This is a genomic window from Streptomyces sp. NPDC006516 (assembly GCF_040611875.1).
Taxonomy (GTDB): domain Bacteria; phylum Actinomycetota; class Actinomycetes; order Streptomycetales; family Streptomycetaceae; genus Streptomyces.
Map to the genome: position 1 here is coordinate 131,409 of NZ_JBEXPD010000003.1, position 15,429 is coordinate 146,837.

18 protein-coding genes are annotated in these 15,429 nt (G+C 70.1%); 10 read left to right on the forward strand and 8 right to left on the reverse strand.

Annotated features, from left to right (window positions below):
• Nucleotides 1-479 precede the first annotated feature (479 nt).
• The 6 genes from ABZY45_RS12540 (at nt 480) to ABZY45_RS12565 (ending at nt 6,521) form a co-directional block, all read left to right on the forward strand.
• Nucleotides 480-3,317: a glycoside hydrolase family 48 protein gene (locus ABZY45_RS12540; RefSeq protein ID WP_356739681.1), complete on the forward strand. Its 2,838-nt coding sequence runs from the start codon at nt 480-482 to the stop codon at nt 3,315-3,317.
• Nucleotides 3,318-3,470: 153 nt separating this feature from the next.
• Nucleotides 3,471-3,986 (forward strand): DinB family protein, encoded by a 516-nt coding sequence (locus ABZY45_RS12545; RefSeq protein ID WP_356739030.1) that lies wholly within the window; start codon nt 3,471-3,473, stop codon nt 3,984-3,986.
• Nucleotides 3,987-4,065: 79 nt separating this feature from the next.
• Entirely contained in the window at nt 4,066-4,782 is a 717-nt protein-coding gene (locus ABZY45_RS12550; RefSeq protein ID WP_356739032.1) for a DUF4230 domain-containing protein, read from the forward strand.
• 164 nt (nt 4,783-4,946) lie between these two features.
• Nucleotides 4,947-5,618, forward strand: a complete 672-nt coding sequence (locus ABZY45_RS12555; protein WP_356739034.1) for a TNT domain-containing protein — start codon at nt 4,947-4,949, stop codon at nt 5,616-5,618.
• Nucleotides 5,619-5,635: 17 nt separating this feature from the next.
• Nucleotides 5,636-5,869: a hypothetical protein gene (locus ABZY45_RS12560; RefSeq protein ID WP_356739036.1), complete on the forward strand. Its 234-nt coding sequence runs from the start codon at nt 5,636-5,638 to the stop codon at nt 5,867-5,869.
• A gap of 142 nt (nt 5,870-6,011) precedes the next feature.
• A complete protein-coding gene (locus ABZY45_RS12565) occupies nt 6,012-6,521 on the forward strand; it encodes a DUF664 domain-containing protein (RefSeq protein ID WP_356739038.1) in 510 nt (169 codons plus the stop codon).
• Here the strand turns inward: ABZY45_RS12565 and ABZY45_RS12570 are convergent.
• Complete coding sequence (locus ABZY45_RS12570; RefSeq protein WP_356739040.1) at nt 6,482-7,318, reverse strand: AraC family transcriptional regulator; 837 nt, start codon at nt 7,316-7,318, stop codon at nt 6,482-6,484. The genes ABZY45_RS12565 and ABZY45_RS12570 overlap by 40 nt on opposite strands.
• Nucleotides 7,319-7,405: 87 nt before the next feature.
• On the opposite strand from ABZY45_RS12570, the gene ABZY45_RS12575 reads away from it, so the two are divergent.
• Both ABZY45_RS12575 and ABZY45_RS12580 read left to right on the forward strand, forming a co-directional pair.
• Complete coding sequence (locus ABZY45_RS12575) at nt 7,406-7,837, forward strand: DUF2000 domain-containing protein (RefSeq protein WP_356739042.1); 432 nt, start codon at nt 7,406-7,408, stop codon at nt 7,835-7,837.
• Nucleotides 7,838-7,962: 125 nt separating this feature from the next.
• Nucleotides 7,963-8,250, forward strand: coding sequence for a hypothetical protein (locus tag ABZY45_RS12580; RefSeq protein WP_356739044.1), 288 nt, complete (start codon nt 7,963-7,965; stop codon nt 8,248-8,250).
• A 30-nt stretch (nt 8,251-8,280) separates the two neighbouring features.
• Here the strand turns inward: ABZY45_RS12580 and ABZY45_RS12585 are convergent, their stop codons facing one another.
• The 6 genes from ABZY45_RS12585 to ABZY45_RS12610 form a co-directional block, all read right to left on the reverse strand.
• Nucleotides 8,281-8,712, reverse strand: coding sequence for a protein-tyrosine phosphatase family protein (locus tag ABZY45_RS12585; protein WP_356739046.1), 432 nt, complete (start codon nt 8,710-8,712; stop codon nt 8,281-8,283).
• Nucleotides 8,713-8,723: 11 nt separating this feature from the next.
• Complete coding sequence (locus ABZY45_RS12590; RefSeq protein WP_356739048.1) at nt 8,724-8,996, reverse strand: HPr family phosphocarrier protein; 273 nt, start codon at nt 8,994-8,996, stop codon at nt 8,724-8,726.
• Nucleotides 8,997-9,074: 78 nt separating this feature from the next.
• Nucleotides 9,075-11,081 (reverse strand): fructose-specific PTS transporter subunit EIIC, encoded by a 2,007-nt coding sequence (locus ABZY45_RS12595; RefSeq protein WP_356739050.1) that lies wholly within the window; start codon nt 11,079-11,081, stop codon nt 9,075-9,077.
• 81 nt (nt 11,082-11,162) lie between these two features.
• The gene (pfkB, locus tag ABZY45_RS12600; RefSeq protein WP_356739052.1) at nt 11,163-12,110 is read right to left on the reverse strand and encodes a 1-phosphofructokinase; all 948 of its coding nucleotides are present in this window, start codon (nt 12,108-12,110) and stop codon (nt 11,163-11,165) included.
• Complete coding sequence (locus tag ABZY45_RS12605) at nt 12,107-12,868, reverse strand: DeoR/GlpR family DNA-binding transcription regulator (protein WP_356739683.1); 762 nt, start codon at nt 12,866-12,868, stop codon at nt 12,107-12,109. The genes pfkB and ABZY45_RS12605 overlap by 4 nt, the downstream gene beginning before the upstream one ends.
• 176 nt (nt 12,869-13,044) lie before the next feature.
• Complete coding sequence (locus ABZY45_RS12610; RefSeq protein ID WP_356739054.1) at nt 13,045-13,299, reverse strand: DUF6296 family protein; 255 nt, start codon at nt 13,297-13,299, stop codon at nt 13,045-13,047.
• Nucleotides 13,300-13,578: 279 nt separating this feature from the next.
• On the opposite strand from ABZY45_RS12610, the gene ABZY45_RS12615 reads away from it, so the two are divergent.
• Together ABZY45_RS12615 and ABZY45_RS12620 are read left to right on the forward strand one after the other, a co-directional pair.
• Nucleotides 13,579-13,827, forward strand: a complete 249-nt coding sequence (locus ABZY45_RS12615) for a DUF5133 domain-containing protein (RefSeq protein WP_356739056.1) — start codon at nt 13,579-13,581, stop codon at nt 13,825-13,827.
• A gap of 192 nt (nt 13,828-14,019) precedes the next feature.
• On the forward strand, nt 14,020-14,835 hold the full coding sequence (locus ABZY45_RS12620) for a PepSY domain-containing protein (protein ID WP_356739059.1): 816 nt from the start codon (nt 14,020-14,022) through the stop codon (nt 14,833-14,835).
• 87 nt (nt 14,836-14,922) lie between these two features.
• On the opposite strand, the gene ABZY45_RS12625 is transcribed toward ABZY45_RS12620, so the two are convergent.
• Nucleotides 14,923-15,417 (reverse strand): GNAT family N-acetyltransferase, encoded by a 495-nt coding sequence (locus tag ABZY45_RS12625; protein ID WP_356739061.1) that lies wholly within the window; start codon nt 15,415-15,417, stop codon nt 14,923-14,925.
• Nucleotides 15,418-15,429: the final 12 nt, after the last annotated feature.

The following is a 15,429-nucleotide window of genomic DNA, read 5'->3' on the forward strand; positions in this document are numbered from 1 at the left end:
CCGGAGACAGCGGCCTTGAGGGCGGCAGGGCCGCCGGCCGTGGCGAGCACCGCTCCGAGGAGCAGTGTGAGCAGGTGCGATAAGTGCGGGAGATGTCGCATGAGCGACTCCTTGCAGATCGGGCGTGCCCCCTACGGCACGTCGACTGATGGAACCGCTCCCACTGGTGTGGCTTGACGTTAGAGCGTCAAGTGGTGTCGGTCAACACACCAGTTCTCATCTCTTGCTATCGAATTAATTCGACTCTTCAAGTGTCTTGACTCTCTTTTTCGTCCTCCCCATGCTGGGAGCGCTCCCACTGGTTCAAGGCTTGTGCTCAACCCCGCACGCCCCCCATGTCGCCGAGCCGCGAGGAGGTACCGCGCATGCCATCGGGACGCGCACGAAGAACTTGGTTACCGAGCAGACCGGGCAGAACCGGAGCCGGAAACCGACGGTTGTTGACAGCATTCGTGGCCGCACTCGCCCTCCCACTGGGTATGACCGCCGCAGCCGGTACGCCGGCCCAGGCAGCCGCCGTCCAATGCAGCGTCGACTACAAGACCAATGACTGGGGTTCGGGCTTCAGCACCGAACTCACCATCACCAACAGGAGCACGGCAGCGCTCGCCGGCTGGACCCTGACGTACGACTACGCGGGCAACCAGAAGCTGACCAACGGCTGGAACGGCACCTGGTCCCAGTCGGGCAAGACCGTCACCGTCAAGAACGCGGCCTGGAACGGCTCCGTCGCCGCGGGAGCCGCGGTCACGACGGGCGCACAGTTCTCCTACAGCGGTACCAACACCGCTCCAACCACCTTCGCCGTCAACGGTACCGCGTGCACGGGGGCCCACCAGCCGCCCATCACCGTCCTCACCAGCCCGGCGGCGGGCGCCGTCTTCTCCGCCGGCGACCCCGTGCCGATGGCGGCCACCGCCGCCGCCGCGGACGGGGCGGGGATCAGCAAGGTCGAGTTCTACGACGACACCACCCTGTTGGGCACCGACACCACGTCTCCCTACACCTACAGCGCCACGGGTCTCTCCGCGGGTGCCCACTCGGTGTACGCGCGTGCGTACGACAGCCTCGGGGCGACGGCCGAGTCGACCCCCGCGGGCATCACCGTCGTCGCGGGCCCCGCGGTGGTCACCACCCCGTCCCAACTGGGAGTCCAGCAGGGCAAGTCGGGGACCTTCAACGTGTCACTGTCCACGGCCCCCTCCTCGTCGGTCACCGCCACGGTGGCGCGGACGGCGGGCAACTCCGGGCTCAGTGTCACCGGCGGTGCGAGCCTCACCTTCACCACGTCGAACTGGTCCACGCCGCAGAAGGTCACCGTGTCGGCCGACGCGTCGGGCACCGGAGCGGCCACCTTCACCGTCACGGCACCGGGTCACAGCAAGTCCCAGGTCACCGTCACCCAGCTCGCGGCGGCGAAGGACTACGACGCCCGCTTCCTCGACCTGTACGGGAAGATCACGGACCCGGCCAACGGCTACTTCTCCTCGGAGGGCATCCCCTACCACTCCGTGGAGACGCTGATCGTCGAGGCACCCGACCAGGGCCACGAGACCACGTCGGAGGCGTACAGCTATCTGATCTGGCTCCAGGCGATGTACGGGAAGATCACGGGAGACTGGACGAAGTTCAACGGTGCGTGGGCCACCATGGAGAAGTACATGATCCCCACCCACGCCGACCAGCCCACGAACTCCTTCTACAACGCGTCGAAGCCGGCCACCTACGCGCCGGAGCACGACACCCCGAACGAGTATCCGGCGGTACTCGACGGATCGGCGTCCTCCGGCTCGGACCCGATCGCGGGCGAGCTGAAGAGCGCGTACGGCACCGATGACATCTACGGGATGCACTGGATCCAGGACGTCGACAACGTCTACGGATACGGCAACACACCCGGTAAGTGCTCGGCCGGCCCGACCGAGACCGGACCGTCGTACATCAACACCTTCCAGCGCGGGGCGCAGGAGTCGGTCTGGGAGACCGTCACCCACCCGACCTGCGACAACTTCACCTACGGCGGGGACAACGGCTACCTGGACCTGTTCACCGGGGACGCCTCCTACGCCAAGCAGTGGAAGTTCACCAACGCGCCGGACGCGGACGCACGCGCCGTACAGGCCGCCTACTGGGCGGACGTCTGGGCGAAGGAGCAGGGCAAGTCGAGCGAGGTCTCGGCGACCGTCGGCAAGGCCGCGAAGATGGGTGACTATCTCCGCTACTCCATGTTCGACAAGTACTTCAAGAAGGTCGGCAACTGCGTCGGCCCGACCACCTGCCCGGCCGGCAGCGGCAAGGACAGCGCGCACTACCTGATGTCCTGGTACTACGCCTGGGGCGGCGCCACCGACACCTCGGCGGGCTGGTCCTGGCGTATCGGTTCCAGCCACGCCCACGGCGGTTACCAGAACCCGATGGCGGCCTACGCGCTGAGCTCGGTCGCCGGTCTGAAGCCGAAGTCGGCCACCGGTCAGCAGGACTGGGCGAAGAGCCTGGACCGGCAGATGGACTTCTACCAGTGGCTCCAGTCCGACGAGGGAGCCATCGCGGGCGGTGCGACCAACAGCTGGAAGGGCAGGTACGCCCAGCCGCCGGCCGGGACGCCGACCTTCTACGGGATGTACTACGACGAGAAGCCCGTCTACCACGACCCGCCGTCCAACCAGTGGTTCGGCTTCCAGGCGTGGTCCATGGAGCGCGTCGCCGAGTACTACCACGAGTCGGGCGACGCCCAGGCCAAGGCCGTACTCGACAAGTGGGTCGACTGGGCCCTGTCCGAGACGACCATCAACCCGGACGGCACCTATCTCATGCCGTCCACCCTCAAGTGGTCCGGGGCTCCCGACACCTGGAACGCGTCGAGCCCCGGTGCCAACTCCGGACTCCACGTCACGGTCGCCGACTACACCAACGACGTCGGTGTGGCCGGTGCCTATGCCAGGACGCTGACCTACTACGCGGCCAAGTCCGGTGACACGGAGGCGAAGACCGTTGCCGAGGGCCTGCTCGACGGCATGTGGAGCCACTACCAGGACGACGCCGGAGTGGCGGTGCCCGAGACGCGCGCCGACTACAACCGGTTCGACGACCCGGTGTACGTCCCGAGTGGCTGGACGGGCGCGATGCCCAACGGAGACACCGTCGACAACGACTCGACGTTCCTCTCCATCCGGTCGTTCTACAAGGACGACCCGAACTGGCCCAAGGTGCAGGCCTACCTGGACGGCGGAGCCGCCCCGGTCTTCACCTACCACCGGTTCTGGGCACAGGCCGACATCGCACTGGCTCTGGGGGCGTACGCGGATCTCCTGGAGTGAGTGACCCCGCGTGAACGACCGCTCGACCTGGGGTTCCGGCCGCCGGCTGACAGCCGGCGGCCGGAACCCGCACGACCGCGTGGACGCGCCGTCCACGGCCTGGATGAGGCAAAGGCCTCGCGCGGGACGGCGTCCGGCGGGCATGATCACACGATGACATGGACAGCTCCCGAAGCCACCCGCGCCCTCGGCCCTCTCGCCGCCGGTGAGCGGGAGACCCTGACCGCCTTCCTGGCCTTCTACCGGAGCACGCTCCTGCAGAAGTGCGCGGGCCTGACCGGCGACCAGCTCGCCGAGGAGACCGTACAACCCTCCAATCTCACCCTGCTCGGCCTGATACGGCACATGGCGAAGGTCGAACGCTGCTGGTTCCGGGAGCGGTTCGCGGGCCAGCCGCTGCCCCCGATGTACGACCCGGCCAAGGGCAAGGACGCCGACTTCGAGGACCTGGTCCCGGAGCGCGCCGCAGACGACTACGCGAGGCTCGTCGAGGAGATCCGGCTCGCGGACGAAGTGGTCGCGGACGCCTCGCTCGACGACACCTTCACGCACCAGGACAAGGTCTTCTCCCTGCGCCTGGTGCACGTCCACATGATCGCCGAGTACGCCCGGCACATCGGCCACGCGGACCTGCTCAGGGAACGACTGGACGGAGCCACAGGGGCGTAGGGCCACCGGCCCGTACAGGATCTGGCGTAGTCCGGGTACTCGGCGGACTGAAATCCCCGGGCGGGGTCACACGGAAAGTATGACGTCCACTGACGTAAGGACAGACAGCACAGGCGACCCCGGCCACGGCAGCGCACCGCGCCGCCGTGCCCGGACACGAGGGTGCCTGCCGTTCGCGGGCGTGTGCGCCGCGGCGCTCGTCCTGCTGCTCCTCGGCAGCAGGCTCAGCGCGCTGCCGGGGTTCGGTGACCTCTTCGGCGAGAAGACCACCGACCGCTCCGGCCCCGCGGTCCTCAAGTCCATCCAGGACATGAGCGCGTACGAGGCCGCCTCCGGCAACTTCCAGGTCGTCGTCGACCTGGAGAAGGACGCCAAGTTCCTGCCCGACGCCATCCGGGGCACCCGGACGCTGTACGTCGGCGCGGGGACGGTCGGCGCCTCCGTGGACCTCGGCAAGGTCGGGGCGGACGGGGTGCGGGTCGACGAGGACCGCACGACGGCCGAACTGCGGTTGCCGCACGCGGTGCTGGGCAAACCGGCCCTGGACCCCGACCGTTCGTACGCCGTGTCCAAGCAGCGCGGACTGCTGGACCGGCTCGGCGACTTCTTCTCCGACAACCCGGGCAGCGAACAGGCCGTCAACAAGCTGGCGGCCAAGCACATCGGTGCGGCGGCCGCGGAGAGCGGCCTGACGAAGCGGGCGGAGAAGAACACCACCTCGATGCTCCAGGGACTGCTCGGCTCGCTCGGATTCGAAAAGGTCACCGTCACCTACGCGGATCCGCCCACCGCCTGACCCGGCCGCGGCCCGCCCCGGATCCGCACCCGTCGCAACGAACCCTCGGCGCACGGCTGTCGTTCCAGGGCCGGCGCCCACGGCATGGCGCGGACACTCCTTGAGTCCGTACGGTTACCCTACGTGAGCACACCGAGATCATCGGCACCCTAGGGGACCTCCGAATGAACCGTATCCGCACCGCACTTGCCGCTGTCGGCCTCGCCGCCGGACTGGTGGCCGCTCCGGCCGCGAGCGCCGCGCCGCTCGGGGAACGTACGCCGACGGCTGTCCGCCACGACCCCTGCACCGGGGAGTTCCTCGGGGACGCGCGGCTCGGCCCCAAGTGGCTGCCGCACACGAACCAGGCACCCGTCGGACCCCTGCTCAAGGGGTACAAGCGCACAGGCAGCCTGTCCCCCTCCGCCTTCCTGAAGAAGTACTGGGAGGGTCCGGCTGACGCGGGCAGCTGGAAGTACCCGCCCAACGACGGCTTCGCCGAGGTCAACGGCGAGATCGACAAGGAGCCGGCCAAGCTGCGCACCGGGCAGCGCCTGGACCGCTTCGGCTCGGAGTACGGAAGCTACCTCGCCCCCGCCGGCGACGCGTACGGGGAGCGGGCCCTGCCCCCGCAGAGCCTCAACACCCGTGACGCCGCTGTCCCCTGCGACTACCGCGTCTACAAGGTCGCCAAGCCGTTCTGGGTCTGGCAGGGAAGCATCGCGCCGTGGTTCGAGCAGCCCGGAGGAGGCCAGCAGATCAAGCTCGACGCGGTCTTCCTCGACCCGGGAGCGGGCCGGCGTCTCGACGTGAAGTGGCTGCTGGACCACGACTACCTCAGCCCGGTCGGGGCGTAGCAGAACAGGGACGGAGCATGGAACGCCGCGAACTGCGTACCGCGCTCGTCGCGGCAGGTGTGGCCGACGGGTACTACCGGATCGAAGGCGTCCACGAACCGGTCCCCACACCCCCGGACTTCCTCTTCCTCAGGAGGGCGCCCGACGGGGTGTGGGAGACCGGCGCCTACGAGCGCGGCAGGTACGAGGTGCTCGCGAGGCACCCGGACGAGGCGGAGGCCTGCGCCCACCTCCTGCGGCTGCTCGTCTGAACGGCCGGGGCCACGCTCGCGGACCATGGGCACCGGCCGTCACCGTGGCGGGGACGCGGCACCGTGCAGGCACCCGCCAGGGGACCACGAGGGCCGCGTGTCGGAGCCGGGGGCCCGCCGGGTGACCGGCCATGGTGGTCGTATGAACAGTGCTGGCATTCTCGCCGATGCGTTCGAACGCATCCATGAAGCGGTGCACGCCGCCGTCGAAGACCTCCCGCCGGAGGACCTCAACGCCCGGCTCGACGACGACGCCAACTCGATCGCCTGGCTCGTCTGGCACCTCACCCGGGTCCAGGACGACCACGTCGCCGACGCGGCGGGCACGGAGCAGATCTGGTTCGCGCAGGACTGGGCCTCCCGCTTCGAACTGCCGCTGGAGAAGGGCTCGACCGGTTACGGGCACAGCAGCGCGCAGGTGGGGTCCGTGCGGGTGACCTCCGCCGGCCTGCTCCTCGACTACTTCGACGCCGTGCACGCACGGACCCTCGACTTCGTACGGGGACTTGACGGCCGCGCCCTGGAACGCGTCGTCGACGAGGCGTGGTCACCTCCCGTCACCCTGGGGGTGAGGCTGGTCAGCGTGATCGCCGACGACCTCCAGCACGCGGGTCAGGCCGCGTTCGTGCGCGGGGCGCTGGAGCGCCGCTGAACGGCGGCTCCGGCGCGCGCGTAGTGCCCGGGAGTGGTGCCGACCACCCGCTTGAAGTGCCGGGAGAAGTGGGACTGATCGTAGAAGCCCGACGAGGCAGCCACTTCCGGCGCGCGCATCCCCCCGAGCAGCAGGCGGCGGGCCAGATCGACCCGACGTGCCGTCAGGTACTGGTGCGGGGCCATGCCGAACTCCTGGCTGAAGGCCCGTACCAGATGGGTGTGGTGGGAGTGCAGACGCTCCGCCGCCTCGCTGAGGGTCAGCCCTTCCACGATGTGCTCGTCGAGCAGGTCCCGGAGCCGGTGGGCGATCCGGCCGCCGGGAGCAGGCGGGGCGGTGAAATCGTCGCGCAGATGGTGGGCGAGGCGTTCGGACACGAACGCGAGACGGCTCTGCGCCTCCAGCTCTTCCCCCGGCCGCTCCAGCGACCGGTGCAACTGGTCGACACGGTGCCGTAGCCGCGGATCGTGCAGGACCGGACTGTCCACCGCGCGCCCGACGAGGTCCGCGTCGATCTGCGAGGTGTTGAGGTACAGGACACGCTTCCGGAAGCCCTCGGGGGTGGCGGCGTCGCCGTTGTGCGGCACGTGCGGCGGCAGCAGCGTCACCACCGAGCTCGGCGCCCCGTGTTCATGGCGGTCCAGGTCGTAGCGGACCATGCCCTCGTCGACGATGAGCAGCGTCCACGCGTCGTGCGTGTGCATGGGGTAGGCGTGGTCAGCGAAGTGGGCGTGGAAGACCTCGTCGATTCCCTCGACCCGCGGACGCCACGCGGTGATGTCCGGACGTGCACCCATGGCCTGAAGCCTACAAGAGCGTCCGAGGGCTCCGGCGTGCAAAGTTCGTACAAGACTGCGGGCTCCCCTCCCCGGCAGGCTTTCGCCATGACCGACGACAACGCACCCGTACGCTTCGACACCAAGATCGCCGTACTGCTCCGTGACGACCTGGAGACCTGGCAGCGACTCAACGTCACGGCCTTCCTCGTCAGCGGGCTCGGCACCCAGGTGCCCGAGGTGATCGGCGAACCGTATGCCGACGCCGACGACACCCCCTACCTGCCCATGTTTCGCCAGCCCGTCCTCGTGTTCGCCGGGTCCAAGGAACTGCTGGCGACGGCGCACACCCGGGCGGTGGGCCGGGGCGCGACGACCGCCGTTTTCACCTCCGACCTGTTCATGACGGGTCATGACAAGGCCAACAGGGCGGCCGTCCGGGCCGTGCCGCGCGACGCGCTGGACCTGGTGGGCCTTGCGGTGTACGGGCCGCGGAACGCCGTGGACAAGATCGTCAAAGGGGCCTCCATGCACCCGTGACCGGTGGCCCGGCGTCACCGGCCGGATACTGCCGGGCACACCCGTGCGGGTGATGGGTCGCGGTGCCATACTCAGAGGCAAGTCCGCTTGACAGGCTTGTCATTGTCTCCGAAAGGCGACGCGTCATGAACTGGGCATCGTGGACTACCCTCGGTGTCTTCGCGGGAACCGGCGGAGTGCGCACCGAAGAGGTAGGCGTCGTGAGCGGTGATCTGACCGTACACACGACATGGACCGAAGGGCAGGCAGAAGTCGCCGTGCAGTACAGCGGCGCTTCGGACTGGTTCACACTGGCCGGCAGTCCCGTGCCGTGTCCTTCCGAGGAAGAGAGCCGGGCCTTCCACCAGAGAGTCGTCGAGGCCGTACGCGCCGGCGGCGGAGCCACGGTTCCGGTTCCGCACGCGGTGGAGTGACGTCACCCCGACGGGCGTTGGGCGAGCGCGTCAGCCTTCCGCGAAGCGCACCACGTAGCGCCGCTGCCACGGGGTCTCCACGGCCCTGGGGTGGTAGTGCCGACGGACGAAGGAGACCGCTTCATCCGCCGGGACACCGTCCAGCACGGCCAGGCACGCCAGGGCCGTGCCGGTCCGTCCTCTGCCGCCCGCGCACGCGACCTCCAGCCGCTCGTACGGAGCACGGTCCCACACCTCCCGGAGCACGGTCCGGGCGGCGGCGCGGTCGGACGGCAGACGGAAATCGGGCCAGCGCAGCCACCTCGACTCCCAGGGCACCGGGGGCGGCGGGCTGCCCAGGAGATGGACGGCGAAGGCGGGCGTGAGGCCTTCGGGGAGCGGGTCGCGGAGGCCACGCCCCCGCACCGTCCGCCCTGAAGGCAGCCGCAGTACCCCCGCGCCCGCCGGATCCCAGGTCTCCATGTCGGCCCGCCTCAACCCTTCCCGTCGTGATCCTCGGCCAGAAGGCTAGCCAGCTCGTCGACCGCTTCGGGCGCGCCTTCGCCGACAGCGGACAGCACGAGCAGATCGCCGTGCTGCGCGGCCAGGGAGAGGACCGAGAGCATGCTCCGGGCATCGACAGGGTCACGGCCGTCGCGCGCGACGGTCACGGGGACGGGCAGGCGGGTGGCCGCCTGGACGAAGAGCGAGGCCGGGCGGGCGTGCAGGCCGCTTCGGGAACCGACGGCGACGGTGCGCTGATACATGGGTCACTCCTGTGTGACTGGGGTTCTTCGCTGACGGGATACGGGGACACGAGGCAAGGAACGGGGCCCTGGCGGCCGTCACACCGCGGCGGGGACTTCGGTCTTTGCGGCGGGGGCGGGTACGGCGGTGTCGGGACCGCGCCGCATGCCCTTGAGGGCGACGACCAAGGCGGTGGAGACCCCCGTCCCGGCGGCGACGGCAAGGAGGTACAGGAACGGTTCGCCGATGAGCGGGACGACGAACACGCCCCCGTGCGGGGCCCGCAGCGAGCATCCGAAGGCCATGGACAGCGCGCCGGTCACCGCGCCACCGGCCATCACGGACGGGATCACCCGCAGGGGGTCGGCCGCGGCGAACGGGATCGCGCCCTCGGAGATGAAGGACGCCCCCAGGACCCAGGCGGCCCTGCCGTTCTCGCGCTCGGTCCGGGTGAACAGCTTCCCGCGCACGGCGGTGGCGAGGGCCATCGCCAGCGGAGGCACCATGCCGGCGGCCATCACCGCGGCCATGACCTTGAGGCTGCCCGGGGTCGGGTCGGCCAGGCCGCCGACCGCGAAGGCGTACGCCACCTTGTTCAGCGGGCCCCCCATGTCGAAACACATCATCAGGCCGAGCACGACGCCCAGGATGACCGCGTTGGAGCCCGACAGGCCGTTCAGCCAGTCGGTCAGAGCGTTCTGGAGCGAGGCGATCGGCTTGCCGACCACGATGAACATCAGGAAGCCCACCGCCGCCGAGGCGAGCAACGGGATCACCAGGACCGGCATGATGCCGCGCAGTGTGGGATGCACATGGACCCGCTGGATCGCCATCACCACCGCGCCCGCGAGCAGCCCGGCGACCAGGCCGCCGAGGAAGCCGGCGTCGATCGTCAGGGCGATGGCGCCGCCCACGAATCCCGGTACGAGTGCCGGACGGTCCGCCATCCCGTAGGCGATGTACCCGGCGAGCACCGGGACCAGGAAGCCGAAGGCGGCACTGCCGATCTGGTTGAGCAGCGCGGCCCAGCTGTCCGCCTCACCCCACACGAAGTGGTCGGCCACCGATTTCGCACTCGCGATCTCGTAGCCGCCGATGGCGAACGACAGGGCTATGAGAAGCCCTCCCGCCGCGACGAACGGCACCATGTAGCTGACACCGGACATCAGATATGTCCGCAGCCGGACACCGAAGTGCGCGGAAGCCGTGTCCGACCCGCCTGTTCCCGAGCCTTCGCCGTCGTCCGCGATCCGGCTGATCTCGCCCCGCTCGGCCTTGCGCCTGGCCTCCGCGATGAGTTCGGCCGGCCTGTTGATCCCGGCCTTCACGCCGGTGTCGACGACCGGCTTGCCGCCGAACCGCGCCTTCTCGCGCACCTCCACGTCGTGCGCCCAGATGACCGCGTCCGCCGAGGCGATGACCGCCGGATCCAGCCTCTCGAAGCCGGCGGATCCCTGGGTCTCGACGCTCAGCTGGACGCCCGCGGCGCGTGCGGCGGCTTCCAGCGACTCCGCTGCCATGTAGGTGTGCGCGATGCCGGTCGGACAGGACGTGACGGCGACGATCCGGAACGGCTCGGTGGCCTCCGGATCCGTGATGTCCCACTCTGCCGCCCCGGCTTCCGCGGCCTCGGGCCCGGATTCCGGTGTCCCGGCGGCGGGAGCCCGGTCGCCGCGGATCAGGGCCGCGGCGGTCGCCGGGTCGCTCTCCGCCCGCAGTGCGCCGGTGAACTCGGGGTCCATGAGGCGCCGGGCGAGGCTCGACAGGATGGTGAGGTGGTCGTCGTCCGCCCCCGCGGGAGCGGCGATCAGGAAGATCAGGTCCGCGGGACCGTCCGGCGCGCCGAAGTCGATGCCACGGGCGCTGCGGCCGAACGCCAGCGTCGGTGCGGTGACATGCTCGCTCCGGCAGTGCGGGATGCCGATGCCTCCGTCCAGACCTGTCGGCATCTGGGCCTCACGCGCTGCCACGTCGGCGAGAAAGCCGTCGAGGTCCGTGACGCGGCCGGACGCGACCATCCGGCCCGCCAGTGAACGGGCGGCCTCGCTCTTCGTCTCGGCGGGCAGGTCGAGATCGACCAGTTCCGCGGTGATCAGCTCACTCATCGCGGGGCTCCTTGCTCGTTGACCGTCCCGGGGACGGGGCGGGGGATGGGGGAGTCGTACGACCGGCCGTGCACGGGGCGGTCACGGGGCCTGCTCCGTCAGAGCCAGGTCCACGGGAATGTCCGCTGTGGTGACCACCGCGGACGGATCGAGGTCGGCGGGTGCCGGCATGAGGCTTCCGGGCAGCTGCACGGCTGCGGCGCCGTGCGCCACCGCGGCGGCGAGGGCCGCCCGGCCCGTGCCGCCGGCGGACAGGAAGCCCGCGAGTGAGGCGTCCCCCGCCCCGACGTCGCTGCGGACGGCGTCCACCCGGGCGCTGGCGAAATACGCTCCCGATCGCTCCACCAGCAACTGTCCCGCGGCGCCCAGACTGGCGAGCACCGAACGCGCCCCGAGCTCGCACAGCTCCTGCGCGGCCTTGAGCGCGTCACCGACCGTCGCGAGCGGACGGCCGACCGCCTCGGCGAGCTCCTGTGTGTTCGGCTTGATCACATCCGGCCGCTCCGGAAGCGCGGCGAGCAGCGCGGCACCGGAGGTGTCGAGGGCGATCCGGACCCCCGAACGGTGACTGCGGGCGACCAGCTCCGCATACCAGCGCGGCGGCAGTCCGCGCGGCAGGCTGCCGCAGCAGGCGATCCAGTCCGCCCCCGCCGACCGCGACCGGACGGTGTCCAGCAGGGCCTCCGCCTCGGCCGGGGTGATCTCCGGTCCCGCCGCGTTCACCTTGGTGAGCGTGCCGTCGGGCTCGACGAGGGTGATGTTGATACGGGTGCTGCCCGCGATCGGCACGCCTGCGGCCTCGATGCCGTGCTCGCCGAGGAGCCGGGCGAGCAACGCGCCCTCGGGACCGCCCAGCGGTGCGACGGCCACGGTGCGGTGCCCGGCGGCGGCGACCGCGCGGGACACGTTGACGCCCTTGCCACCGGGATCGACCCGGTCGCCGGTGGCCCGCAGGACGGCGCCGCGGATGAGTCCCGGCAGCTCGTACGTCCGGTCCAGGCTCGGATTGGGGGTGACGGTGAGGATCATGCGCGTACTACTTCCGTGCCCTGGCTCTCGATGGCCCGGGCGTCCTCGGGGCTCAGTCCCGTATCGGTGACGAGCAGGTCGACTTGGGACAGGTCTCCGAAGCGCGCGAAGTGCTCCTGGCCGGACTTCCCCGAGTCGGCGAGGAGCACCACCCGGCGGGCCGCCGCGATGACGGCGCGTTTCACCGCGGCTTCGGCCAGATCAGGAGTGGTCAGGCCTCCCTCGGGCGAGAAACCGTTGGTCGCCAGGAAGACGACGTCGGCGTTGATCTCGGCATACGCGCTCAGGGCCCAGGCGTCGACGGCCGCGCGGGTGCGGTGCCTGACCCGGCCGCCTACCAGGTGCAGGGCGATGCCCGGGTGGTCGGAGAGGCGGGCGGCGACGGGCAGGGCATGGGTGACCACGGTGAGGCGGGAGTCGATCGGCACGGCGGAGGCCAGCCTGACGGTCGTGGTGCCGGCGTCGATGATGATGTTGCCCTCGGCCGGGAGTTCACCCAGGGCGACGGCCGCGATGCGGTCCTTCTCGTCGGCGGCCACGGTGTCGCGTTCGGCGAGATCCGGCTCGAATCCGAGCCGCCCGGCCGGAATGGCTCCGCCGTGCACGCGACGCAGCAGCCCTGCCCGGTCGAGCGCCTTGAGATCACGCCGCACGGTCTCGGCGGTCACCTGGAACTGTTCGGCCAGGGACAGCACATCGACCCGTCCGCTCTCGCCGGCGATGCGGAGGATCTCCTGCTGCCGCTCCGGTGCGTACATGTGGTTACGTTTCCGTTTCATGCCCGAGTCTGTGGTTTCGCGAGCAGACTACGGGCGCATCTCCGGAAAGTAAACACGTTCGGACGGAAGATGGGCGCAGACGGACTTCAGGAGACGCGCGAAGGAGCCGCGCGAAGGAGCCGCGCGGCAGGCTTGTGAGGCGTCGGTCCGGTCCTTCAGTGTGGACGCTGCGTGGCTGCGGGCCCGCTCAGAGGCCGGGCGCGCAGCGGCGCGCCCAGTACCTGGTGACCGCCGCTCGCCAGCATGCGGACCTCGCCGCGCTCACTGATCTCGGCACGCACGATTCCGGTCTCGTCCTCGTACACCGGGTAACCGCCCGCGCCGGAGCGGGCTGTGAGGTGCACCACGACGACATCGTCCTCGGCGCCGCCCGCCTGGAACATGAGCTCATAGCTTTCCGGATAATCCATGTCGACCTCCCTGCCGGGCAGGCGCGGCAGCGTCGGCCGCCCTTGACTTTCCATTGTTTCTCACCCGGGCGGACGCCGCTCCGTGAGCCCGTACGTGTGACCGTACGTGACTCCGGATGCGGAATGGGTGAGGTGGGGCGACCATCATCTGCAAGGGATCGGACGCGTGCTGACAGCTTCGCACGGCCGCCCGTGACGCCAGGCGGGACCGCCGGCGCGATCGGACATCGTCGGCGCGGGGCCCACGGGCTCCCGGCCGCCCTGTGGAGAGGAACTGCCATGCTGATGGCCAATCCCGCAACGCTGCGCAATCTCGTCAAGCGCTACGAGGCACTGCGAAGTGCCCATGCGCGGCTGGGTAATTCCGAGAGCAGCCGCAAGCTCGACGACGTCTCCTACACGCTCTGCGTCACCACCGGGACCAGGACCGTGCCCGACGCGCTGGCCGCCGCTGCGGCGCAGCTGCGGGCGGTCCCCTCCGCGGGGTCGCTGACGCCGGCGACGACCGAGGTGCAGCTGACCGCCTGACGCCGCTACCACGCCTACGCGAATGACGCCGGTTCTGCCGAACCGGCGTCATTCGCCTTCGCGCCCACGCCTGGATCGCGCTAACGGGCCGCAGGCGCACGACACGCCGAATGGGCGGACGTCACCGTCGATCGGGTGACACCCACCGGTCGGACAACATGACTGTTCGCACGGACGGCTAGGCATACAAGCATGAGATTTGACCCCCGCCGAAACAAGACCGTCTCTTCGCGTGCCCGCCGGCTCCGCGTTGCCGGCGGCGCCCTGTGCGCCGCCGCCCTTGCCGCCACTCTCGTGACCGGTTGCGGTCAGGACAGCGGCGACAAGACTGCCGCGGCGACCTCCGAGGCTGCGAAGGTCCTTCCGAACCAGACGACGAGCCCCTCCGGCAGCCCCTCAGCGACGGCGCAGCTGGCCGAGGAGCAGACCCAGCGCAAGGAACTGCTTTCCAGCGTCAAGGTCACCTTCGACAAGGCCGCCACGACCGCGGTCGGTGAGGTGTCCGGTGGCAAGCTGACCGACCTCGACCTCGAGGGCCTCGACGATGACGACGACGCGAGCGGCAGTCCGAGCCCGACCGGCAGCCCGACCGGCAGCCCGACCGGCACGGGGAGCCCCAGCCCGGAGGCCAGCCCGAGTCCGAGTGGCAGCACCGACAGCCCGAAGTGGATCGCGGAGGTCGTCGAGAAGGACGGCACCGCGCACAACGTGACCATCGACGCGGTCTCCGGTGACGTCATCGATTTCGCACCGGACGAGGATCAGACCGACGCGGACAAGCAGGAGCTCGCGGCCCAGATCGCCAAGGCGACGCAGACGCCCCAGCAGGCCGCCAAGGCCGCTACGAAGAGGCAGGAGGGCTGGGTCACGTCGATGGCCCTCGATGAGAACGACAGCCAGGTTCTGGTCTGGAAGGTCGACGTGGTCTCCAAGGGCTACAACAAGACCACCTTCGACGTGGACGCGGTGAAGGGCACGATCATCGACGAGCAGACCGACGAGAACTGATCACGGGACCGACGGAGCATCGGTGGCGGGCCGCATCGCGGTGCGCCACCGATGTGCGTCCCGGCGCAGCCGACGGCCCGGACGGGCTCAGTGGCCGGCGTCCACCAGGCTCCGGACGAACCGGAGGCCGGGCCTGTCCATCAGGGTGAGGGTGCCCGCCTCCACGAACCCCGTCCGGGCGAGCACGGCCAGGGAGCCGTGGTTGTCCAGCGTCGTTCTGGCCTTGAGCTCGGTCAGCCCGTAGTCGTCGGCGGCCAGTGCGCACACGTCGCGCACTGCCGAGGTGGCGAGTCCCCGGCCCGCGGCCCGCTGCGCGATGCGGTACCCGAGCTCGGCGGAACCGTTCTCGACGTCGACCAGGTTGACCCGCCCCAGCACCGCTCCCTTGCCGTCCGTCAGGACGTGGAAGTGGTGCATCCCGGCCTCCTGTTCGGCCAGCAGCTCGGTGTGCCTGGCGTCGAAACCGGAGAAGAAGTCGTCCCCCCGGTCCGGGACGGAAGCGGCGAAGTACGCGCGATTCTCCCGTTCGAAGGCGAGCAGCGCGGGAGCGTGATCGGGGCGAAGGCGCTCGATGACGGTCATGGGGCGACGATA